20 protein-coding genes are annotated in these 19,304 nt (G+C 39.3%); 1 reads left to right on the forward strand and 19 read right to left on the reverse strand.

Features of this window, described 5'->3' with window-relative positions; translation table 11 throughout:
* Nucleotides 1–34 precede the first annotated feature (34 nt).
* From HT724_RS07860 to pbp2b, 3 genes are all read right to left on the reverse strand, one after another.
* Nucleotides 35–1,078, reverse strand: coding sequence for a D-alanine--D-alanine ligase (locus HT724_RS07860; RefSeq protein ID WP_173276633.1), 1,044 nt, complete (start codon nt 1,076–1,078; stop codon nt 35–37).
* A 175-nt stretch (nt 1,079–1,253) separates the two neighbouring features.
* On the reverse strand, nt 1,254–1,850 hold the full coding sequence (recR, locus tag HT724_RS07865) for a recombination mediator RecR (RefSeq protein ID WP_000966748.1): 597 nt from the start codon (nt 1,848–1,850) through the stop codon (nt 1,254–1,256).
* A 10-nt stretch (nt 1,851–1,860) separates the two neighbouring features.
* Nucleotides 1,861–3,918 carry a penicillin-binding protein 2B gene (gene pbp2b / locus HT724_RS07870; RefSeq protein WP_173276632.1) on the reverse strand — a complete coding sequence of 686 codons (2,058 nt, stop codon included), beginning with the start codon at nt 3,916–3,918 and terminating at the stop codon, nt 1,861–1,863.
* 193 nt (nt 3,919–4,111) lie between these two features.
* Here pbp2b and HT724_RS07875 point away from each other — a divergent pair, with 193 nt between their 5' ends.
* The gene (locus tag HT724_RS07875) at nt 4,112–4,963 is read left to right on the forward strand and encodes a MurR/RpiR family transcriptional regulator (protein WP_173276631.1); all 852 of its coding nucleotides are present in this window, start codon (nt 4,112–4,114) and stop codon (nt 4,961–4,963) included.
* Nucleotides 4,964–5,024: 61 nt separating this feature from the next.
* On the opposite strand, the gene HT724_RS07880 is transcribed toward HT724_RS07875, so the two are convergent.
* From HT724_RS07880 to HT724_RS07950, 16 genes are all read right to left on the reverse strand, one after another.
* Nucleotides 5,025–5,375 (reverse strand): type II toxin-antitoxin system RelE/ParE family toxin, encoded by a 351-nt coding sequence (locus tag HT724_RS07880; protein ID WP_173276630.1) that lies wholly within the window; start codon nt 5,373–5,375, stop codon nt 5,025–5,027.
* Complete coding sequence (locus HT724_RS07885; protein WP_173276629.1) at nt 5,365–5,652, reverse strand: hypothetical protein; 288 nt, start codon at nt 5,650–5,652, stop codon at nt 5,365–5,367. The genes HT724_RS07880 and HT724_RS07885 overlap by 11 nt, the downstream gene beginning before the upstream one ends.
* Nucleotides 5,653–5,754: 102 nt before the next feature.
* On the reverse strand, nt 5,755–6,633 hold the full coding sequence (locus HT724_RS07890) for an ROK family protein (protein ID WP_173276628.1): 879 nt from the start codon (nt 6,631–6,633) through the stop codon (nt 5,755–5,757).
* A 17-nt stretch (nt 6,634–6,650) separates the two neighbouring features.
* Nucleotides 6,651–7,568: a dihydrodipicolinate synthase family protein gene (locus HT724_RS07895; RefSeq protein ID WP_001281483.1), complete on the reverse strand. Its 918-nt coding sequence runs from the start codon at nt 7,566–7,568 to the stop codon at nt 6,651–6,653.
* Nucleotides 7,569–7,741: 173 nt separating this feature from the next.
* A complete protein-coding gene (locus HT724_RS07900) occupies nt 7,742–8,386 on the reverse strand; it encodes a YesL family protein (protein ID WP_173218880.1) in 645 nt (214 codons plus the stop codon).
* 67 nt (nt 8,387–8,453) lie between these two features.
* Nucleotides 8,454–8,633 carry a hypothetical protein gene (locus tag HT724_RS10305; protein ID WP_240156735.1) on the reverse strand — a complete coding sequence of 60 codons (180 nt, stop codon included), beginning with the start codon at nt 8,631–8,633 and terminating at the stop codon, nt 8,454–8,456.
* 312 nt (nt 8,634–8,945) lie between these two features.
* Nucleotides 8,946–9,398 carry a YhcH/YjgK/YiaL family protein gene (locus HT724_RS07905; protein ID WP_000575448.1) on the reverse strand — a complete coding sequence of 151 codons (453 nt, stop codon included), beginning with the start codon at nt 9,396–9,398 and terminating at the stop codon, nt 8,946–8,948.
* A 226-nt stretch (nt 9,399–9,624) separates the two neighbouring features.
* Complete coding sequence (locus tag HT724_RS07910; protein WP_001192006.1) at nt 9,625–10,464, reverse strand: carbohydrate ABC transporter permease; 840 nt, start codon at nt 10,462–10,464, stop codon at nt 9,625–9,627.
* A gap of 15 nt (nt 10,465–10,479) precedes the next feature.
* Nucleotides 10,480–11,346, reverse strand: coding sequence for a sugar ABC transporter permease (locus HT724_RS07915; protein WP_162278974.1), 867 nt, complete (start codon nt 11,344–11,346; stop codon nt 10,480–10,482).
* Between the two features lie 252 nt (nt 11,347–11,598).
* Entirely contained in the window at nt 11,599–12,927 is a 1,329-nt protein-coding gene (locus HT724_RS07920) for an ABC transporter substrate-binding protein (protein WP_173249590.1), read from the reverse strand.
* Between the two features lie 113 nt (nt 12,928–13,040).
* Nucleotides 13,041–13,739 carry an N-acetylmannosamine-6-phosphate 2-epimerase gene (locus HT724_RS07925; RefSeq protein WP_173276627.1) on the reverse strand — a complete coding sequence of 233 codons (699 nt, stop codon included), beginning with the start codon at nt 13,737–13,739 and terminating at the stop codon, nt 13,041–13,043.
* A 179-nt stretch (nt 13,740–13,918) separates the two neighbouring features.
* Entirely contained in the window at nt 13,919–15,022 is a 1,104-nt protein-coding gene (locus HT724_RS07930) for a Gfo/Idh/MocA family oxidoreductase (protein WP_000241735.1), read from the reverse strand.
* A 239-nt stretch (nt 15,023–15,261) separates the two neighbouring features.
* On the reverse strand, nt 15,262–16,095 hold the full coding sequence (locus HT724_RS07935; protein ID WP_000730470.1) for a carbohydrate ABC transporter permease: 834 nt from the start codon (nt 16,093–16,095) through the stop codon (nt 15,262–15,264).
* Nucleotides 16,095–16,979, reverse strand: a complete 885-nt coding sequence (locus HT724_RS07940) for a sugar ABC transporter permease (RefSeq protein ID WP_000237985.1) — start codon at nt 16,977–16,979, stop codon at nt 16,095–16,097. The genes HT724_RS07935 and HT724_RS07940 overlap by 1 nt, the downstream gene beginning before the upstream one ends.
* Before the next feature lie 78 nt (nt 16,980–17,057).
* A complete protein-coding gene (locus HT724_RS07945; protein WP_057517239.1) occupies nt 17,058–18,395 on the reverse strand; it encodes a sugar ABC transporter substrate-binding protein in 1,338 nt (445 codons plus the stop codon).
* 18 nt (nt 18,396–18,413) lie between these two features.
* A complete protein-coding gene (locus tag HT724_RS07950) occupies nt 18,414–18,866 on the reverse strand; it encodes a YhcH/YjgK/YiaL family protein (RefSeq protein WP_000587459.1) in 453 nt (150 codons plus the stop codon).
* Nucleotides 18,867–19,304: the final 438 nt, after the last annotated feature.

A 19,304-nucleotide genomic window follows, 5' to 3' on the forward strand; every position in this document is an offset into this window, starting at 1 on the left:
AGTGATGATTCTGGCTTCTACCCTCTCTTTCATTTTATAGCAAATGCGCTTCGCGCTTGTCAAAACTTTCCTTGGCAAGGTCAACCAAACGCTCGATTAAATCTGGGTAGGTGATCCCCATATTGTCCCAAAGTAGTGGATACATTGACCACTGGGTGAAGCCTGGCATGGTATTGAGCTCGTTTAGGAAAATCTCTCCCTTATTTGTATAGAAGAAATCGCAACGAGATAGACCTAAACCACCAATGGCACGGAAGGCAGTTTCTGCATTTTGACGCATGACAGCTATCACATCATTACTGATTTTGGCCGGAATATCCATGGTAATCTTGTTATCAATATACTTGGCATCGTAGTCATAAAAGGCAACATCCTTGACTACTTCTCCTGGAAGGGTGCTTTTGACATCGTAGTTGCCCAGTAGACCAACCTCGATTTCACGGGCATTTACCCCTTGCTCTACCAAGACACGGCTGTCATATCGGAAGGCAAGTTTTAAGGCTTGACGGAGTTCTTCTTGGTTTTCAGACTTAGAAATACCGACACTAGACCCCATGTTTGACGGCTTAGTGAAGACTGGATAAGCCAATTTTTCTTCCACTTCAGCGATTTTAGCAGTCACATCATCACCTTCAACGATGGCCACATAAGGAACTTGGGCAATACCAGCAGATTCCAAAACACGCTTGGTCGTGATTTTGTCCATGGCAAGGCTAGATGACAAGATGTTGCAACCGACATAAGGCATTTTCAAAACTTCCAAGAATCCTTGGACAGAGCCATCTTCTCCCATCGGACCGTGAAGAACTGGGAAGACCACTGCCCCTTCTTCATAGATAGCACTTGGTGCAACTTTCTTATCCCAATCAATAGTTTCATTGGTCATGAGACGGTCTTCTTGCCCCGGAGTCTGGCTAAATTCCTGCGTTTTGATAAAATCACCTGACTGGCTGATAAAGAAAGTCTTAACTGTGAAACGGTTGTAATTGACCGCACGCATGACACTTTCCGCTGAAAGGACAGAGACTTCGCGTTCCGCACTCCGTCCACCATATAAAAGAATAATCGTTTGTTTCATATTATTTGTCCTAATTCTACTAGAATACTCGCTCTTTAGTATATCATATTTGCTTGTTTTTTTAAAACTTGAACCTGATCCTACTCATCACACTATACAAAAAGAGGCCGATAGGAACGATTTTCAGCCTCCTTGATTTTTTATAAATGATTGGAGTTCGTAAATTTGTCTACACTTACAACTCTGTTCGATTTTCAATAGCCCGTAAGAGGGTCACTTCGTCCGCATACTCGATATCTGCTCCCACAGCGAGGCCTCGTGCCAGGCGCGTAACCTTGATCCCAGCTGGCTTGAGCAAACGTGAAAGATACATGGAAGTCGCTTCCCCATCTGCTGTGGCATTGGTTGCTACGATTACTTCTGAAACCTCACTATCCATCAGACGAGTCATGAGACTCTTGAGATTGATATCGTCTGGACTGATACCATTCATAGGGGAAATGAGGCCATGCAGGACATGATAGAGTCCATGGTATTCTTGGATATTTTCCATGGCTGCCACATCCCGACTATCCTCTAGCACCAAAATCGTTGTCTGGTCACGACTTGGATCGGTACAGATAGAACAAGGATCGTCGTCTGTCAAACGACCACAAATAGAACAGTAGGTCAATTCTCTCTTAGCAGAAAGGAGATTTTTTGCAAATTCATTGACATCGTCATCAGACATCCCAATCGTGTAAAAGGCCAGACGCGTAGCCGTCTTAATCCCGATACCTGGTAACTTGGAATAACTGTCAATCAGCTTAGCAATAGGTGTTGGATAAAGCATAATTTCCTTTCTAGTTCATCGGATGGTATTTTTGATACAGATTGATAATATCACGCGCAATGGAAGGTCCTACACCATTTGTTAGATTGGTATTATGAGGAAAGACCACTGCAACAGCGATTTGGGGATTATCAGATGGGGCATAGGCCACCGCATTGGTATTGGTTGCTTGCTGACCATCTGCCACATAGCTTTCGGCTGTACCCGTTTTTCCGCTAATGGATACCAAGGCACCATTTGAAAAGGCACGGCCAGTAGTCAAGCCACTAGTCCCATGAGCAACCTGATAAAAACCTTGGTGCAAGATGCTCATATCGGAGTCGGATATATTGACCTTATTCATCTCTGTCGGTTGCAGTTGCTGAATCAAGTCGCCCAGGCCTCCCTTATCATTATTTCCATAAATACCTTCCACAATACGAGGAGCCACACGAACACCATCATTTGCAATAGTTGCTACATACTGAGCCAACTGCATGGGCGTATAGTTATCAAACTGCCCAAAGGCATTGGTGATGTAATTAGCAAAGCTATACTCTTTGGGAACAAATCCAGTAGATTCATCTGGTAGGTCAATTCCGGTCGCAGCCCCCAAGCCATATTCGCCAAAGGTCGCACGAAGTTTTCCCATAGCTGTTTCCAAATTGCTGGTTCCAACAAACATATTTGGTTGATAGGTCTGGCCCATGATTCCAAGAGCGGTTTGAACCATGTAAGCATTAGATGAATACTCCAAGGCTTCCACAGCTGTAATAGGAAAAGATCCATATGCCAATTTATACCAAGAATAAATTGGAGCTGAACCTTGGAAAACAATAGGCTGATCTGTTAAGGTTTGGTTTCCTGATAAAACACCATTTTCCCAACCTGAGCTGATGGTAGCGGCCTTAACTACTGACCCTGGGACAAAGACATTGGTTACCGTTCCCAAGGAATCAGGCGTCAAGTCTCCCGTTTTCAGGTCATGTTTGAGTCCTGACATAGACAAAACAGCACCTGTTTTGGGGTTAAGGGCGACTGCATACACGCCTTCAGAATACTTAGCTCCACCATTTCCTAGCTCGGAATTGAAATAACTTTTCAGCAAAGCATCCACGCTATCTTGGAAGGCCAAATCAATGGTCAGTTTGATATTGTTTCCCTTACTACCTTCCTCAATTGTATCCACGCTTTCCATATTGCCATATTTATCCAGATGGATTTCTTTTACCGAGCGTTTTCCTTGTAAGGTTTCCTCGTATTGTTTTTCCAGGTAAGAAGTCCCAACACGGTCATTTAAAGAATACCCCTTTTTGATATAAGCATCTGCTTCTTCAGCTGGAAGACCAGCTTTTTCACTGGATACACTTCCTACTATAGACGAAAGTGAAGTCTCTAAAACCTTTCGATCCCACGAAGTTGAAATACTGATGCCAGGCATCTCCTTTGAAATAGAGGCAATAACAGCCACCTGAGAATCATTTAGAGGATCTGTCGCAATGGTTCCTGTCGCAAAGTTTCCAACAGCATTTAACTGACTAAAAAGATAGATTTCTTTCTTTTCATCCTCTGTATAGTTTAGTTGACTTGTTGGGACACTATCGACCGCATTGTTATACAGTTCTGATTCGGATAGGCGATTGCCATCTGAATCCAAGCGTTTCTCACTTGGGAGAGCCTCCACTGTTTTTTTATAGATTTCAGGATCAGCCAAATAGTAATCAGCCAGCTGGCGTTCTGTCAAATTTGGCGAACTGATACTCACATACCCCAGTAACTGACTAGCGATTTCTTTTAGATCTTTAGCAGTCATTTTATTACTACGCGTAAAGGAAACAACCTGCTTTAAAGTATTTTCTACCAAAGGTTTTCCACTAGCATCATAAATTTCCCCACGGGCAGAACTGGTTGTGACCTTGGTCTGACTAGCTGAGGCTAGCTTTTTTTCGTAAAAATCCTTGTTCAAAACCTGCATATAAAGCAGGCGACCAATAATGGTCATAAAGAGTAAAATGACGATTGAAAACAATAAATTAAGCCGAATCGGAATCGAATGGCTGTTAAATTTTCTCATACAAATCAGTCTCATTTCTAACTTAAAATCTTACTCTTAATTGTACCACAATTTGAGTAGAAAATTATGGAAAAGTAAGAAGCTTTTTTTCGTTTTTACAGTAAGATACGTTTTTATTTATCCATCCCTATATTATATGTTATAATGAATGTAAAAGTTCAATAATCTAGTCTTTTTCCAACACGACTCATTTAAAGGAGCCTTCCCTATGGACAAACCAGATATCGCAACTGTCATTGATTCACATTTTGAAGAAATGACAGACCTAGAGCAAGAAATCGCTCGCTATTTTTTGCAAGCTGAAACCATTCAAGATGACCTTTCCTCCCAACAGGTCACTCAAAAATTACATATCTCTCAGGCTGCACTAACTCGCTTTGCTAAAAAGTGTGGCTTTACTGGCTACCGAGAATTTATTTTCCAATACCAACATCAGGCAGAAAATCAAACCAAACAAGTCTCCAAGCACAGTCCACTGACCAAACGAGTCCTCAGAAGCTATAGCAATATGAGGGAACAAACACAAGACTTGATTGACGAAGTCCAACTAGAACGAATTGCCCAATTAATCGAAGATGCTGAGCGTGTCTACTTCTTCGGAACAGGGAGTTCTGGCCTAGTAGCTCGTGAAATGAAATTACGTTTCATGCGTCTGGGTGTGGTCTGCGAGGCCTTGACCGATCAAGACGGCTTTGCCTGGACAACCAGTATTATGGACGAAAATTGTCTCGTACTTGGTTTCTCACTTTCTGGCACAACTCCCTCTATTTTAGACAGTTTATTAGACGCTAAGGAGATGGGGGCAAAGACTGTACTCTTTTCAAGTGTTCCCAATAAAGATAGTCAGGCCTACACAGAGACTGTTCTTGTAGCCACCCACAGTCAGCCTTCCTATATCCAACGAATATCCGCTCAACTTCCTATGCTCTTCTTTATCGATTTGATTTATGCCTACTTTTTGGAAATCAATCGCGAAAGCAAGGAAAAAATCTTTAATAGCTACTGGGAAAATAAGAAACTCAACGGCTATCGTAGACAAAAACGTGTCAGAAAATCCTAGTTTGGTTAAACCAGACTAGGATTTTTATTCATCACCAAACATACCTCTTCAAGATTATGAATTAGTCATATCTTGACTTAGCCTTGAATAATTTCATGTAATCACTTTTTGAAGGGAGTAAATAAGCAAGTCTGACGGTATCCTCAACAATTGTATATAATACGATGTAATCCTTACTCAAGGTCAATCCTCGCGTTTGGTAGCGAGGATCTAATTTCTTACCAAATTTTTCATCGGCATCAAATCCAGCTTGGGGGAAAATTTCTAGCCGATTAATATCTTTTCTAATACTCGCCACTTTTCGTCTCGCAGCCTCTACAGAACCGATTTCCTCTGCTATATACTGATATATTTTATCCAGACTATCAATCACTTTAGGAGAATACAAAATCCGATATTTTTTATAATCCATAGCGTGTCACGACATCCTCATCTGTCAAGTAATTTCCAGCCTCAATCTTGGCATAACTTTCTTGAACTTCTGCTTGTAATTGTCTAAACAAATACTCCTTCTCTAATTCCTCTTCACTCAGTAAATCTACTTCATTTGTTACGGCAACATTCTTTAAAAATAATCTAAGTGCCGATGAAAGAGAGAGATTTTTTTCTTTTAACACTTCCATGGCATCATTTACTAATTCTCTATTAGCTTGGAAGGTCACAATTTTATTTGGATTTGCTATAGACATTTTATATAACTCCTTTATATATTTTATTTATTATCTCACGATTATAAAGAAAGTCAAGGGAATTTGATTAGAAAATCCTAGTTTGGCTGAGCCAAACTAGGATTATTTTGTTTTAAAATGATAGTAGGCACCCAACATCCCTGCTGTATTCTGGTGATGAGCAAATTCTAATCGTGTTTTCTCAGCCAAACTTGGTACCAAAGCCTCTTTCAAGGCTGTACGGATCTTGGGTTTGAGAATAGCTTCTTGCCCCATGATACCCCCACCCAGAATGACCACTTCTGGATTGGCAACATAGCAAATATTTGCCAGACCTTTTCCTAGATAGTCTACCATGCGGTCAATACCAGCCATGCAGAGTTTATTGCCTTCTGTAGCTTCCTTAAAGATACGACGACCATTCCACTGGTCAACTGGATCTCCATGACCTGCTGCTACATACTCCACCAAGGCTGTCGTAGAAGCCAAATCTTGGAACGCTCCATCCTGCATATGCATATAACCAACTTCGCAGGCTGAATTGCTAAATCCATGGAAGACTTTTCCATCCATAATCAAGCAACCTCCGATACCTGTTCCAATGGTCAAGCAAAGGGTGACACTCGCTCCTTTGCCTGAACCAGATACTGCCTCAGCCAGACCTGCACAGTTGACGTCATTCTCAATTTCACAAGGAATCGCAAAGCTAGTCTCGATTTCCTTTTTGAACTGGGTTCCTGCGTAGTTAGGGATTTGAGGCCCAGCATAGAAAATCTCACCCTTATCAGGATCCACCATTCCTGCAGAAGAAATGGCAACACCTGCTACTGGGCCTTTTTCTAAATAGCTGGCTACAATATCTTTGGTCTTTTGTAAGATATGAGGTCCACCCTTATGCGCCTCTGTTGGCATTTCATGCGATTCAACAAGTTGGCCTTCTTGGTCGATCAAACCATATTTGATGTTGGTTCCACCGATATCAATTGCAACATAGTGTGTCATAAATACCTCCTTATGGATTAGAGGAAGCGCTCCTTGGTTTCACGAATCAAGGCTGCAGCTGCTTCTACAACTGGACGATCGTCTTCAGTCACTGGTGTCAATGGTGAACGAACAGAACCAATATTCAAGCCTTCATTGATCTTCAAGACTTCCTTAATCACACCGTACATATTTCCATGTGCAGCAGTGAGTTTACCAATGATAGCGTTGATAGCATACTGTAATTCACGCGCTGTTTCCAAATCTTTATCCGCAATCAACTGATTGAGTTTCAAGAAAAGTTCTGGCATAGCACCATAAGTACCACCAATACCAGCTTTGGCACCCATGAGGCGACCACCTAAGAACTGTTCATCTGGACCGTTAAAGACGATATGGTCTTCCCCACCAAGGCTCACAAAAGTTTGGATATCTTGAACTGGCATAGAAGAGTTCTTCACACCGATAACACGAGGATTCTTCAACATTTCAGTATAAAGACTTGGAGTCAGAGCAACACCTGCCAATTGAGGAATGTTGTAGATGACATAGTCTGTGTTTGGAGCTGCAGCACTAATGTCATTCCAGTATTTAGCGACTGAGTATTCTGGCAAGCGGAAATAAATTGGTGGAATCGTTGCAATGGCATCTACACCCAAGCTTTCTGCATGGCGAGCTAGTTCCATACTATCTTTAGTATTATTGCAAGCAACATGGGCAATAATAGTTAATTTCCCTTTGGCAACTGCCATCACTTCTTCCAAGATTAACTTGCGGTCTTCAACACTTTGGTAAATACATTCACCAGAAGAACCATTGACATAAAGACCTTGAACACCTTTATCAATGAAGTATTGAACCAAGGCACGCGTACGCTCTGGACTTACTTCTCCTTGATCATCATAACATGCGTAGAAGGCTGGAATGACACCTTCGTATTTTTTCAAATCTGACATAGATTTTCTCCTATTATTTTTATTTTCTGCTAAAGCAGATTCTTTCTTTACTTCTTTAGTATACACTTTACCGAAAAGGCTTTCAATATCTTATAGACACTTAGATTTTAGTTTCTTGCTTATAGAATAGCGCCTGGAGCGTTTGAAAGTAGTTTCAGAAATAATTGCACCCCTTACTCATACTTAGCAAATAGCTTTTCCATCACTCCCACTTGTAAAAAAGCAAGAAGTCCAAAACCAAAGAGAATAAAAGCTGATCCTCCCAATAGAAGGGTAAAGGCTGATAGATATAGAATCATCAAAATCAAAAAGATAATTGCAATCATCAAGATAAACCAAGGAGCATTAAAACTAGCCAACATCAATCCTTTTTGGAGAATTTCTTTCCAAGATAGGTCATAACGTGCCGCGATAGGATAGCTAGCCAACATCACAATAGTAAGGAAAATCAGAATACCTAGACAAATAGCTTTAACCAATTGGAAGGGCAGAGCTGTTTGACTCCAGAAAAGATAAAGATCTAGAAGGCTTAATGAAACAATGCCCAACTCAAGCAGACCTAACTGAAGACCGAGCTTCAGATTTTGCTTGAAAGCTCTTAAATAGATTCTAAAGACAGGCACACGTCTGCTCTTCTTAACTTCGAACATGGTCTCGTAGAGGCTGATTTTAGCCACTCCAATCGTTACGATTGGCAAACAAGTTACTACAAAGAGAAGATTGACTGTTACAATATCTAAAACCTTCTCACTAATTCGCATTAGAAAATTATCTGTATCAAATGCAGCCTTGATGAGACTTCTTCCTTTTTGTGACATCTTTGCTCCCCCATCATTTTTCTTTGTAAACTATTTTCTTTTTTATCAGTAAAGCTTTCATAAGTCCCTACCATGAACAAAGATATTTTTTCTTTTTTCTTTTGGACTTTTTTCTATTTTTATCTATGGACATATAATCTATATATATCCCGGACAGCGAAGCAACTAAAATACTACTCCAAGTATGCTCATTAAATCCATCTAGCCCTCCACGGACTATCATTGCAAGCACTGTCCAAGCTAACATATTCAATAAAAAAATACAAAGTGCTTTTAATAAAAAAATACAAAGTGCTTTCATTCTCTCGTTTTAAAAGTTTATACAACCATATACATCAACTAGATTCACAGCTATTTGTAAAATCCTTCCATAAATCTTGATCAGTGATCCTACTCTTGCTCCCGCAGCCATAAAGACTTTGCTGAACTTCAATCCTGCCATACCAATAGTATTTCTGAATAAAGATACTGACAATAAGAGCTCATTTCTCTACCTCAAAAGAGCAATTTTATGGTAGATTATTGTCAAAGATTTACAAAAAGACAATTCATCCTATTTTTAATCAATCAAAATTTTAAACAAATACTTGCGAACCTTCTCTTCCATACCTGCATAGCCATTTGGCTGATGTGGTTCTCCTGGGAAGAAAATCGCAAAATTGTGATAACCCAACAAGAGTGGGTAGTGTTCATGACAATGAACAAAGCCAATGTCACTCGCTTCGTCAAATGCTACTGCTTCATCTTTGATACGTGAACCGTAGCTCGAATATTCATGCCCTTCTACCAGCAAATGCAAATCTGCATAGTTCTTGTGATGTTCAAACTGGTCATTTTCAGCTTGATTGAGGACATTTTCCTGAACAACTAGAAAGACCTTGTCTCCATCAATCTCATACTTTCCTAACTCGAAAGAATCTTTACGATGTTGGTAGAGATAGTCGATAGCCTTATCTAAATTGGGATGAATCCCTTTGTAAAAGGTAATATTTTTCAAATCGTCAAAAATCATACTCTTTCCTTCGTTTCTGATAGTTAACTAAAACCATTCTTAAGTTGATAAGTGTCTGACAAAATCTTTATGGTAAGCAAATACCCAACATTTTGTAGACACTTATAACTCTATATTCTCTTATACTCAATGAAAATTGAAGAACAAACTAGGAAGCTAACCGCAGGCAATACTTAAGTATGGCAAGGTGACGCTGACGTAGTTTGCATTCGATTTTCGCAGAGTATTATCCTTTGACCGCTCCCATAGTAATCCCTTGTGTGAAGGATTTCTGGAAGACTAGGAAGACTGTTACGATTGGCACGGCAGCAAGGGCAGCTCCTGCCATAATCAAACCATAGTTGGTTGCCATTTCAGCCTGCATGGTCGCAACCCCAAGTGAAATGGTCAAATTGTTACGTGAAGTCAACATTACCAATTGCATGAAATAGTCATTCCAAGTATTGATGAAGGTGAAGATTGCAAGGGCTGCAAACCCTGGTTTCACAATCGGGAAGGCTACGCTCCAGAAAGTACGAATCTCACCACAACCGTCAATTTTAGCTGATTCGAGCAACTCTGTTGGGATGTTTTCGCTAAATTGTTTCATGAGGAAGACCCCGAATGGCCATCCAATCAAAGGCAAAATAACTGCCCAAAGAGTGTCATGAATTCCCATGAAGTTGACGATACGTACCAATGGTACAAGGACAACTTGTTTTGGAAGCGCCATGGCAGCGATAAAGATAGCAAATAGAATGCGTTGACCATAGAAACGTTTTTTAGCCAATACATAACCTGCTAGAGATGAGGTTGCACAGACTAAGAACATGGTTACCAGCGAGATAAACACAGAGTTCCACATCCACTGCAAGGCAGGGTTCTGCACCATGAGTTGTTGGAAGTTTTCCATGGTTGGCATTTTAGGGAACCATTGTGGCGGAATCATAATGGTATCAGGTTGTGATTTGAATGCCCCTGTCAAAATCCAGTAGAATGGAAAGATGAACAGCACAGTCAACAAGAGCAAAATGATTGTTGAAATAACAGTAAAGGCTGTTAATGGTTTTTTTTCTGTAGATTGCATAGCTGTCTCCTTTCTTTAGTATTCTACGTCGTTTCCGAGCGCCTTAAATTGAACAAAACTTACGATCGCAATCATGACTGCCAAGAAGACACCAATGGTGTTTGCATAACCGTATTCTGTCAATTGGAAGGCTTTTTCGTACAGGTAGTACATCAAGGTACTTGTAGAGTAGTTTGGCCCACCAGATGTCAACAATTGAATCAAGGCGAAAACTTGGAAGGAGTTGATTGTCGTGATGATTGCGATATAAAGAGTTGTTGGAAGAAGGCTTGGCCATTTAATCTTCCAGAAAACTTGAAACTCAGTTGCACCGTCAACACGAGCTGCTTCAACCAGTGAATTGTCAATATTCCCCATAGCTGCGATGTAGAGGATAATCGGTTGACCAACAGACGTTGTCAAGAGGATAATCATAATCGCCAGCAATGCCCAGTGCTTGTCGCCCAGCCATGAAATATTTTGAGTAATGATATGACTAGATTTCAAAACAAAGTTTAAGATACCTGATAGCGGATCATAAATCCATTTCCATACAACCGTTACGGCAACACTACCTGTTACAACTGGAAGGAAGAAGACGAAACGGTAAAAGGATCTAGCAATAGCATTTTGATGATAGGTCTGTGACGCTACAAAGAGCGAGAAGAGAACAACAATCGGTACAGAGCCAACAACCAAAATAACTGTGTTAATCAGAGATTTTGTAAAGACAGGATCTTTAAACATACGGACATAGTTATCTAAGCCCACAAATTCAAAACTAGTCATAGAGTAGTTAAAGAAACTTGTGATGAAGCCCATAATCATTGGTACTAAAACAAAGATAATAAAGAAGAACAACACTGGTGCTAGGAAAGCATAGGAAATCACTGTTTCCCTCATACGGATTTTATTGACTTTCACAGTCGGCACCTCTCTTTCAAATAGAATAATTTTTTGACTTTCTTGAACTGTTTTAAAATCAAAATGAAATTTTTTATGATTCGCTTATGTAAGAACTTCATTTTAATTTCGTGACAGTTCCTTACATTTTAAACAAAAGCCCCCCTTTTCTTACACTATCTGTGTAGAGGGAAAAGGGGGTATACACTCTTAGATTCTTTAAAAAACTACTTTTTATAGAATGACTAAGGACTATTGTTTCATAGCTTTTTTGATTGTTTCGTTCGCTTTTTCAGTGAAGGCTTTCAAAGCGTCCGCTGGTTTTTCGTCACCATTTGATACAGATTGCAACATTGGGAACCAAAGTGTTCTCATTTCAGCAAATCCATCAATAGTGTTGTAGTATGGTGAGTAGTATTGAGTCCAGCTGCTGATTGTTTCCATGCGTTTGTCTTCATAAAGTTTTCCAAATGAAGTACGGACTGGGAAAGCACCTGTACGAACTACGTCTTTTGGACCCCACTCTTTGTCATCTGCGATAAATTGAACAAATTTCTTAGATGCAGCGACTTTCTTGTCGTCTTTGTTGTTGAATACTGCAAATCCGTTTACAAGGTATTCAAGAGCTGGCTTACCTTCGTCTGATGGGAATGGTACTTCTACCACTTCTACCTTACTTGCTTCTAAAAGTTTAGCTTGGATACCATTTTGAGCTGGTGCCCAAAGGATTGTGTAAGATGTTTGACCGTTGGCAAAGTTTTGGATATCTGCCCCACCGTCAAATTGTGAACCATTATTGAGCAAATTGTCTTTAATCCAGCTAGTTGCTTTTTCAAGACCTTTGACGAATTTAGGATCATCAGTTGTATATTTGCTAACTTTTTCATCTGTTACAGAACCGCTATAAAGGTTAGAGATAAAGGCACGTGTTCCTTGGTCTCCCCCTTGACCAGAACTGAACAATGAACCTGGTGTGTAACCCTTGTCTTTGAGCGCTTTCAATACTTTTTCAAAATCATCAGTTGTCCAACCTTCTTTTACAAGGTTTGCAACTCCAGCATCTTCTAACATTTTCTTGTTCATTGCCATGTAGAATGGGGCAGAACTAATTGGATACATGTAAGCCTTGTCTCCAGCTTTACTTGCTTGTACGATGTTTTCATTGTTGACATCTTTAACAAATTCATCTGTGAAAAGGTCGTTCAACTCAGCCAATTTACCGTTTTTACCGTATTGGATGATACGTCCTGGTGCATCAAAGAGTACATCTGGAGCTGTTCCAGCTTCGATAGCTGTTGTGATTTTTTCAGGGCCTGACTTGAAGTCGATGGTTTCCAATTTCACTTTTACATCTGGATTTGCTTTTTCAAACGCTTCGATGATTGATTTTTCATAAGTTCCAACACCGTCACCAGTTTTTTCTTGGGTAAATACTGGGAATGCCCACCAAGTGATTTCTGTTTTGGCACCGTCACCACCTGATTTGCCAGCATCTTTACTTCCGCCAGAATTGCCACAAGCAGCAAGACCAAGAACCGCAGCACTCGCAAGTACTGTACAAGCTAATTTTCTAAATTTCATTTGTATTCTCCTATTTTATAAGCGTATCCAACTTGGATAATGAGTTCTTTATTTCTTGTATGCGATTTCATTTCATCCTACTCATACACCACTCTCCTCTTTTTAAGATTGTGTTATTTGAGACCAGCAACGAAGCGTTCTGTAATCTCTTTTGGTCTAGTAATAGCGCCACCAACAACGATGCCTCGCACTCCATATTCAAGGATTTGTTTGGCTTGTTCTGGTGTATGAATTTTTCCTTCTGCAATGACATCTACACCGGCATCGCAGAGTTTTTTGATGAGTTCAAAATCTGGACCATCCACTTTTGGACTGTAGGAGGTGTAGCCTGATAAGGTTGTTCCGACAAAGTCAATTCCTGCTTCTACAGCTGCTAGCCCTTCTTCGAAGATACTAGTATCAGCCATCAAAAGCTGATTAGGATATTTCTCCTTAACCTGACGAATGAACTCTTGAATCTCCAAACCATCGTAGCGTTCACGCTTGGTACAATCCAGAGCAATCACCTCGATGTCCAGTTCTGCCAATTCATCAACTTCTTTCATGGTAGCCGTGATGAAGGGTTCTTGTGGCGGATAATCTCGTTTGATTATTCCAATAATCGGAAGTTTTGTAACCTCCTTGATTTCCTTGATATCACGAACACTATTTGCTCGGATACCGACTGCTCCACCTTGCTCAGCCGCTTTGACCAGCAAGGGAATGACTCCTCCCGCTTCTGTATAAAGCGGTTCGTGAGGAAGGGCCTGACAAGAAACGATGATTCCATCTTTGATTTGTGCAATCAAGGCTTCTTTAGTAATCTGTGGCATCCTCTTTCCTCCTTTTCCTTTTTCTTTGTTTCTATGAGATTATTATACCTTAAAAATAAAACGCTTTCAAGAGTTTGTAGTAGAATAGATTTCAGTTTCAAAAACTAGCCAAGTCAAACAGCTCCTCTAAAAGTACTTTCAGAGGAGCAAGTCGACCTATAATAGGAGAATACCAAAATTTATTTTACAATTTCTGACAATTTTACTTTGCGATCTTCAAACATAGACTGGGTACAAGCATCTGCAGTAGCAATTGCTTCTAGGGCAGCTTCACCTGTCAATAGTTTTGCAAATTCTTCTGATACTGGAGCTCCCTGCATAATCTCATGCAGATAGCGCATTTCTTTATCAATGACAGATGATAGCCATAATGGAGTACGTTTACCTGGTTTACCATAAGCAATTGCTCCATCCATCTCTGTACTATGATAGATACGAGTACGATCATCATCTTCTTCTTGAGATTCGTGAATCAAGAAATAACTTTCTTGTCCATCTAGCTTAAGAGTTCCTTTACAGTTGAATAAGTCTAAGCGGATGGCACCTTTGGTTCCTTGGATTAAGACATAATGTTCACCCCAACGATAAGCTGAACCCCATTCTAACAAAGCAAAACGCTTATTAGAAAATTCCATATTGACAAAAATCATATCATCTTCATCACCGAAATGTTCACCTTCATGGGCTACATTTCCACCTGTCATGGTTACAGTTTCAGGCATACCACCCATAAGGAATTGAACACAATCCAACTCATGGATGTGGTGATACAAGTGACCACCTGATTTTTCACGAATTTTTTTCCATGATACTGACGGTTGTTGTTCTTCCCAACCATTACGAGCTGTATGACAATATAGAACGTCTCCGATAACTCCTTGATTAATGAGTTCTTTTGCATGATGGACACCATTAAAGAAATTCATAATATGTCCTGCCATAAAGGTTACATTGTTTTCTTTACATGCATCTACCATCTCGCGGCAATCTTGATAAGAAAGCGCAATTGGTTTTTCACAGAAAACATTTTTACCATGTTGTGCAGCCTTAATAACTGGTTCTTTATGAAGATTATTTGGAGTTGCGACGATAACACAATCTACTTCATCGCTAGAAACCAACTCATCTAAGGAACTTGCTACTTTTGCTCCCAATTCTTCTGCAATTGCCTCTGCATTATCTGGATCATAGAGAAGAGTAATTTCTGCTCCATCATTCTTTTGCATATAACGAGCCAACTCAGCTCCAAAATACCCTGTTCCAACAACACCGTATTTAACCATGTTTTTTCTCCTTTATTATTGAATAAACTTTCTAATTTTAACTTATACTCTTCGAAAATCTCTTCAAACCGCGTCAACGTCGCCTCACTGTGCGTATGGTTACTGACTTCGTCAGCTTCATCTACAGCCTCAAAAACATGTTTTGAGCTGACTTCGTCAGTTTTATCTGCAACCTCAAAGCTGTACTTTGAGCAGCCTGTGGCTAGTTTCCTAGTTTGCTCTTTGATTTTCATTGAGTATTACTTCACAGATCCTTCTGATAATCCACTTGCAATTTTATTTTGGATGATAGAGAAGAAAATGATTGATGGAAGAACTACAATAACAGATGCTGCCATCATATCTCCCCAGTCTAGTATTTCTGAACCATTAAGTGAACGAAGAGCTACTGCTACTGTCATCTTTCCTGTATTGTTAATCAAAATCAAGGCATACAAGAATTCATTCCAAGCATTGATAAATGTATAAATAGCTGTTGCTACAATACCTGGTGCTACAATCGGTAGCACAACTTTATAAAACGTAACAAATTTATTCGCACCATCAATTCGAGCTGCTTCTTCAATTCCAATTGGCACTGTTTGGAAAAATCCAACTAAGAGCCAAACTGCATATGGAACACTAAAAGATAGATAAACCATCATCAAGCCAAATAAACTATTTGTTAACCCAACTTTAGCAATGGCAATTGAATAGGGAATTGCTAACAAAATTGGTGGGAAAATATAGGTAATGACGAGTAGTCTCGACATGATTGCTCCCAATTTAGGAAAGAATCGAACAATACCATAGGCTGCCATAGCAGAAATAATAATCGCAATAAGGGTTGTAGCCAAGGCAATGATTAAACTGTTTCGAATGTTATCAATGAAGTGCAAATCGTTGATAACATGAGTGAAATAATCTAATGTAAACTGTTCAGGCCAAAATCGTGTTGGATACTGAGTTAATTCCCCTTTCCCTTTGACAGAAGATATGATAATCCATACCAATGGGAAAATTGCAACGATGGTCGCACCAACTAAAAGTACATGTGAGAGAATATCTAAATAAATACTGGATTTCTTCTTCATTATTTTCTACCCTCCTTTTCCCACTTACTGATGATAGCAAAGTAGATAAAGCAAATCGCCACCAAGAAGATAAAGAGCAATACTGTAACTGCTGAAGCACGACCCAACAATTTAGTTCCCCAACCCAGGTTGTAGGCAAAAATTGGAAGCGTCGTTGTAGCATTGGCTGGTCCACCACCTGTAATAAGGTAGATGATATCAAAGTTATTAAAGATCCATACAGTTCTCAAAACAACTAGAAGCCCTACAACCACTTTAATATGTGGAAAGACGATAAATTTGAACACCTGCCAACTTGAAGCACCATCTATCTTAGCAGCCTCAAATTGTTCTTCTGGTACTGTTTGCAAAGCTGAAAGCACATTAACCATAATCATCGGCGCTCCAAACCAAATGTTGATAAACACCAAACATAGGAATGCCCATGTACTATCTGTCAAAAATGCAGGTGTATGTTCCATTAAACCTAATTTTACGATTAGATTAGGTAAGTAGCCATAAACCCCGTTTAGAATCCATTGCCAAGAGAAGGCAATAACGATTGTAGGAAATGCCCAAGGAACAATCAATAAGGTCCTATATAATTTCTTGAAGTGGCGGACTCTGTGAAGAGCTAAAGCCAATACAAACCCTACTAAAACTTGACCAACTAATGAGAAAATGGTCCACTTAATTGAATTAAAGAACGCATTAAAGAAGTTGGGATCTGATAGCACAGCTTTATAGTTAGCTAAACCAACAAATTTATAATTGGGCATAATCAAATGCTTATTGGTAAAGCTATAAAAAATACTCGAGAAAAACGGATAAACAAAGAGTAATCCTACGATAATCATAGCTGGCAAAACAAATATCCAGCGAGTTAAATTACGTTCTTTAACCATTCTCCTTCTCCCTTCTTTTACAAGATTGGGCTAGGGCTTTTCAGCTCACTAGCCCACCTATTTTCTAGTCTTTTACACCTACTGAACAGCCTCAAATAAATCGTTTAATTGTTTTTCTGCTTCTTTTGCAGCTTTCATAGGGTCTGTTCCATTTGTAATGATATCTTGGAACATTTGTTCAATAATGTGTTGGTTAGTCAACATACCAGCTTGTACACTTGGTCCATTTTCATAACCAATAGCAGTACCTTTTTTAACAGCTTCAGTAATCACTTCTTCAGCATGTTTAAATTTCTTACGAGTTTCATTTTCTTTATAGGCTGCAGAATCGCTAATCCCCTTAATAGTTGGCAACATACCTACTGGAGTTGAATCAAGGAATTTAATGTAGTCTTCTTCATTATAAAGTGATTCTAAGAATGCTTTAGCAACTTCTGGGTGTTTTGAATTTTTCCAAACAACCATTGGAATGTTTGAGGTTTCAATTCCTTGGTCTTTATCAGATTCTTTGATTTTTGGAATAGGATAAGCATCAATCGAATCAATCAATTGAGGACTGTTGGCATTGATGCCTCCAATATGGAAGCCAGAGTTAAAGTCAAATGCTGTTTTTCCTTGATAGAACAAGGTAGCTTGTTGAAGGACATTAAAGTTCAAAGAATCTTGAGGTGAAATTTCTTTATACATTTTAACCCAGTATTTAATACCATCTTGAGCAAGTTGGCTTGTCAAATCTGCTTTAAGATCTTTTGTTAAGAGGCTTCCTCCACCACTACGTACGTAGAAGTTCAAGAAACGTGTTGCCATTAAGTCATTTGTTCCAAACGGAACAGACAAGCCATAAACTCCAGCTTCTTTCAATTTTTTAGAAGCTTCATAGAGTTGATCCCAAGTTTTAGGAACCTCAATATTATGTTCTTTTAACAAATCTGTTCTAACCCACATGACTTGTGCATGTGAATAAAGAGGAACAGAGTAGTAATCATCTCCGATTTTTGCCTCATTTAAGGCAGTTTCGTTAAATTTATCCTGTCCAATACGCTTGATAGAATCGTTTAGCGGAACCAAAGCATCTGAGTTTACCATTTCCATTACTTGGTTAGGGAGAGCTGTACTGATATCTGGCACATTCCCATTTGCTAAACCTGTAGTCCATTTAGTATAGAAGTCATTCCAAGAGAATGTTTCAATCTTGATTTTCGTTTTTGGATGCTTTTGCATGAAAGCATCTGCTGATTTTTGAATACTTTCTAAACGGGGTCCTTGAGTAAAGGAGTGCCACATTGTAATCTCGCCAGATAATTCTGTCGGTGGTTCAGTACTAGTTGTAGCTTCTTTCTTTCCTGAACAAGCTACCAAGGCAACGGCTGCTAGCGCAACTCCAGCTAAACATAAAAACTTTCTCATTTTTTTCATCGTTCTTCCCTTTCTACATTAAGAAATCGCAACTTTAAAGACAACTTTTTTCACAGGTTCATCATTTATACGAACCTTGGGTTGATGTAAATCTTCTGGAAAAGTGATGAGGCATTCGCCAGCTCTCAAATGAACCAACTGTTCCACTTTCCCTGTGTATAATTCAATATCCTTCTCTTCATCATACTCTTGGGTAACGCTTACATTTTCCGGCGACGTAACAGCCATGGCTTCTTCGTTTTCCAAAACTAAATGAATATCCAAATATTTTTGGTGTGTTTCAAAGAAAGCCCCTGCTTGACCATCTGCTAGATAAGTAAAGCAATTCCCAAACAATCGATTACCATCGATAGCAATCGGACCTTCTGTTAAATTTTCTAGTCCTGTTTTTTCTAGAAAATCTATCAATGTTGCAAAATGTGGATTTACTCCCACATAAGTTCCTAAACGGCTAATTTTTGTAATAATCATCTCTTCTAACCTCCTTTCTCAATCTATTTTTCCTATCCAAGTTCCCCATTCTTCTGTCTAGCATTTTCTACTAGAAAGACATAAAAACACAACACTCTCTAGCCTATACTCTTTGAAAATCTCCTCAAACCACAGTCGCTTCACCTTGGATTATATAGGTCAGTCTTATCTACAACCTCAAAGCGGTGTTTTGGGCAATCTGCTACTAGCTTGCTAGTTTCTTCTTTGATTTTCATTCAGTATCTCCTCAATTTTCACAAGAAGATCTGATTTTTCTAGCGACAAACAGAATAAATAAGTTAGTTCAATGAGCTACCTTCCTTATAGATGAAATTGATATTCATGAAGGAAGTCGCCCTTTATTTTTTGCAAAAGATACTAGTATGAATCTATTTGGGACTTGAATTTATAAGCTGCTCACTTATACTCTTCGAAAAT

It is taken from the genome of Streptococcus sp. k-402 (assembly GCF_013277515.1).
Lineage (GTDB): Bacteria > Bacillota > Bacilli > Lactobacillales > Streptococcaceae > Streptococcus.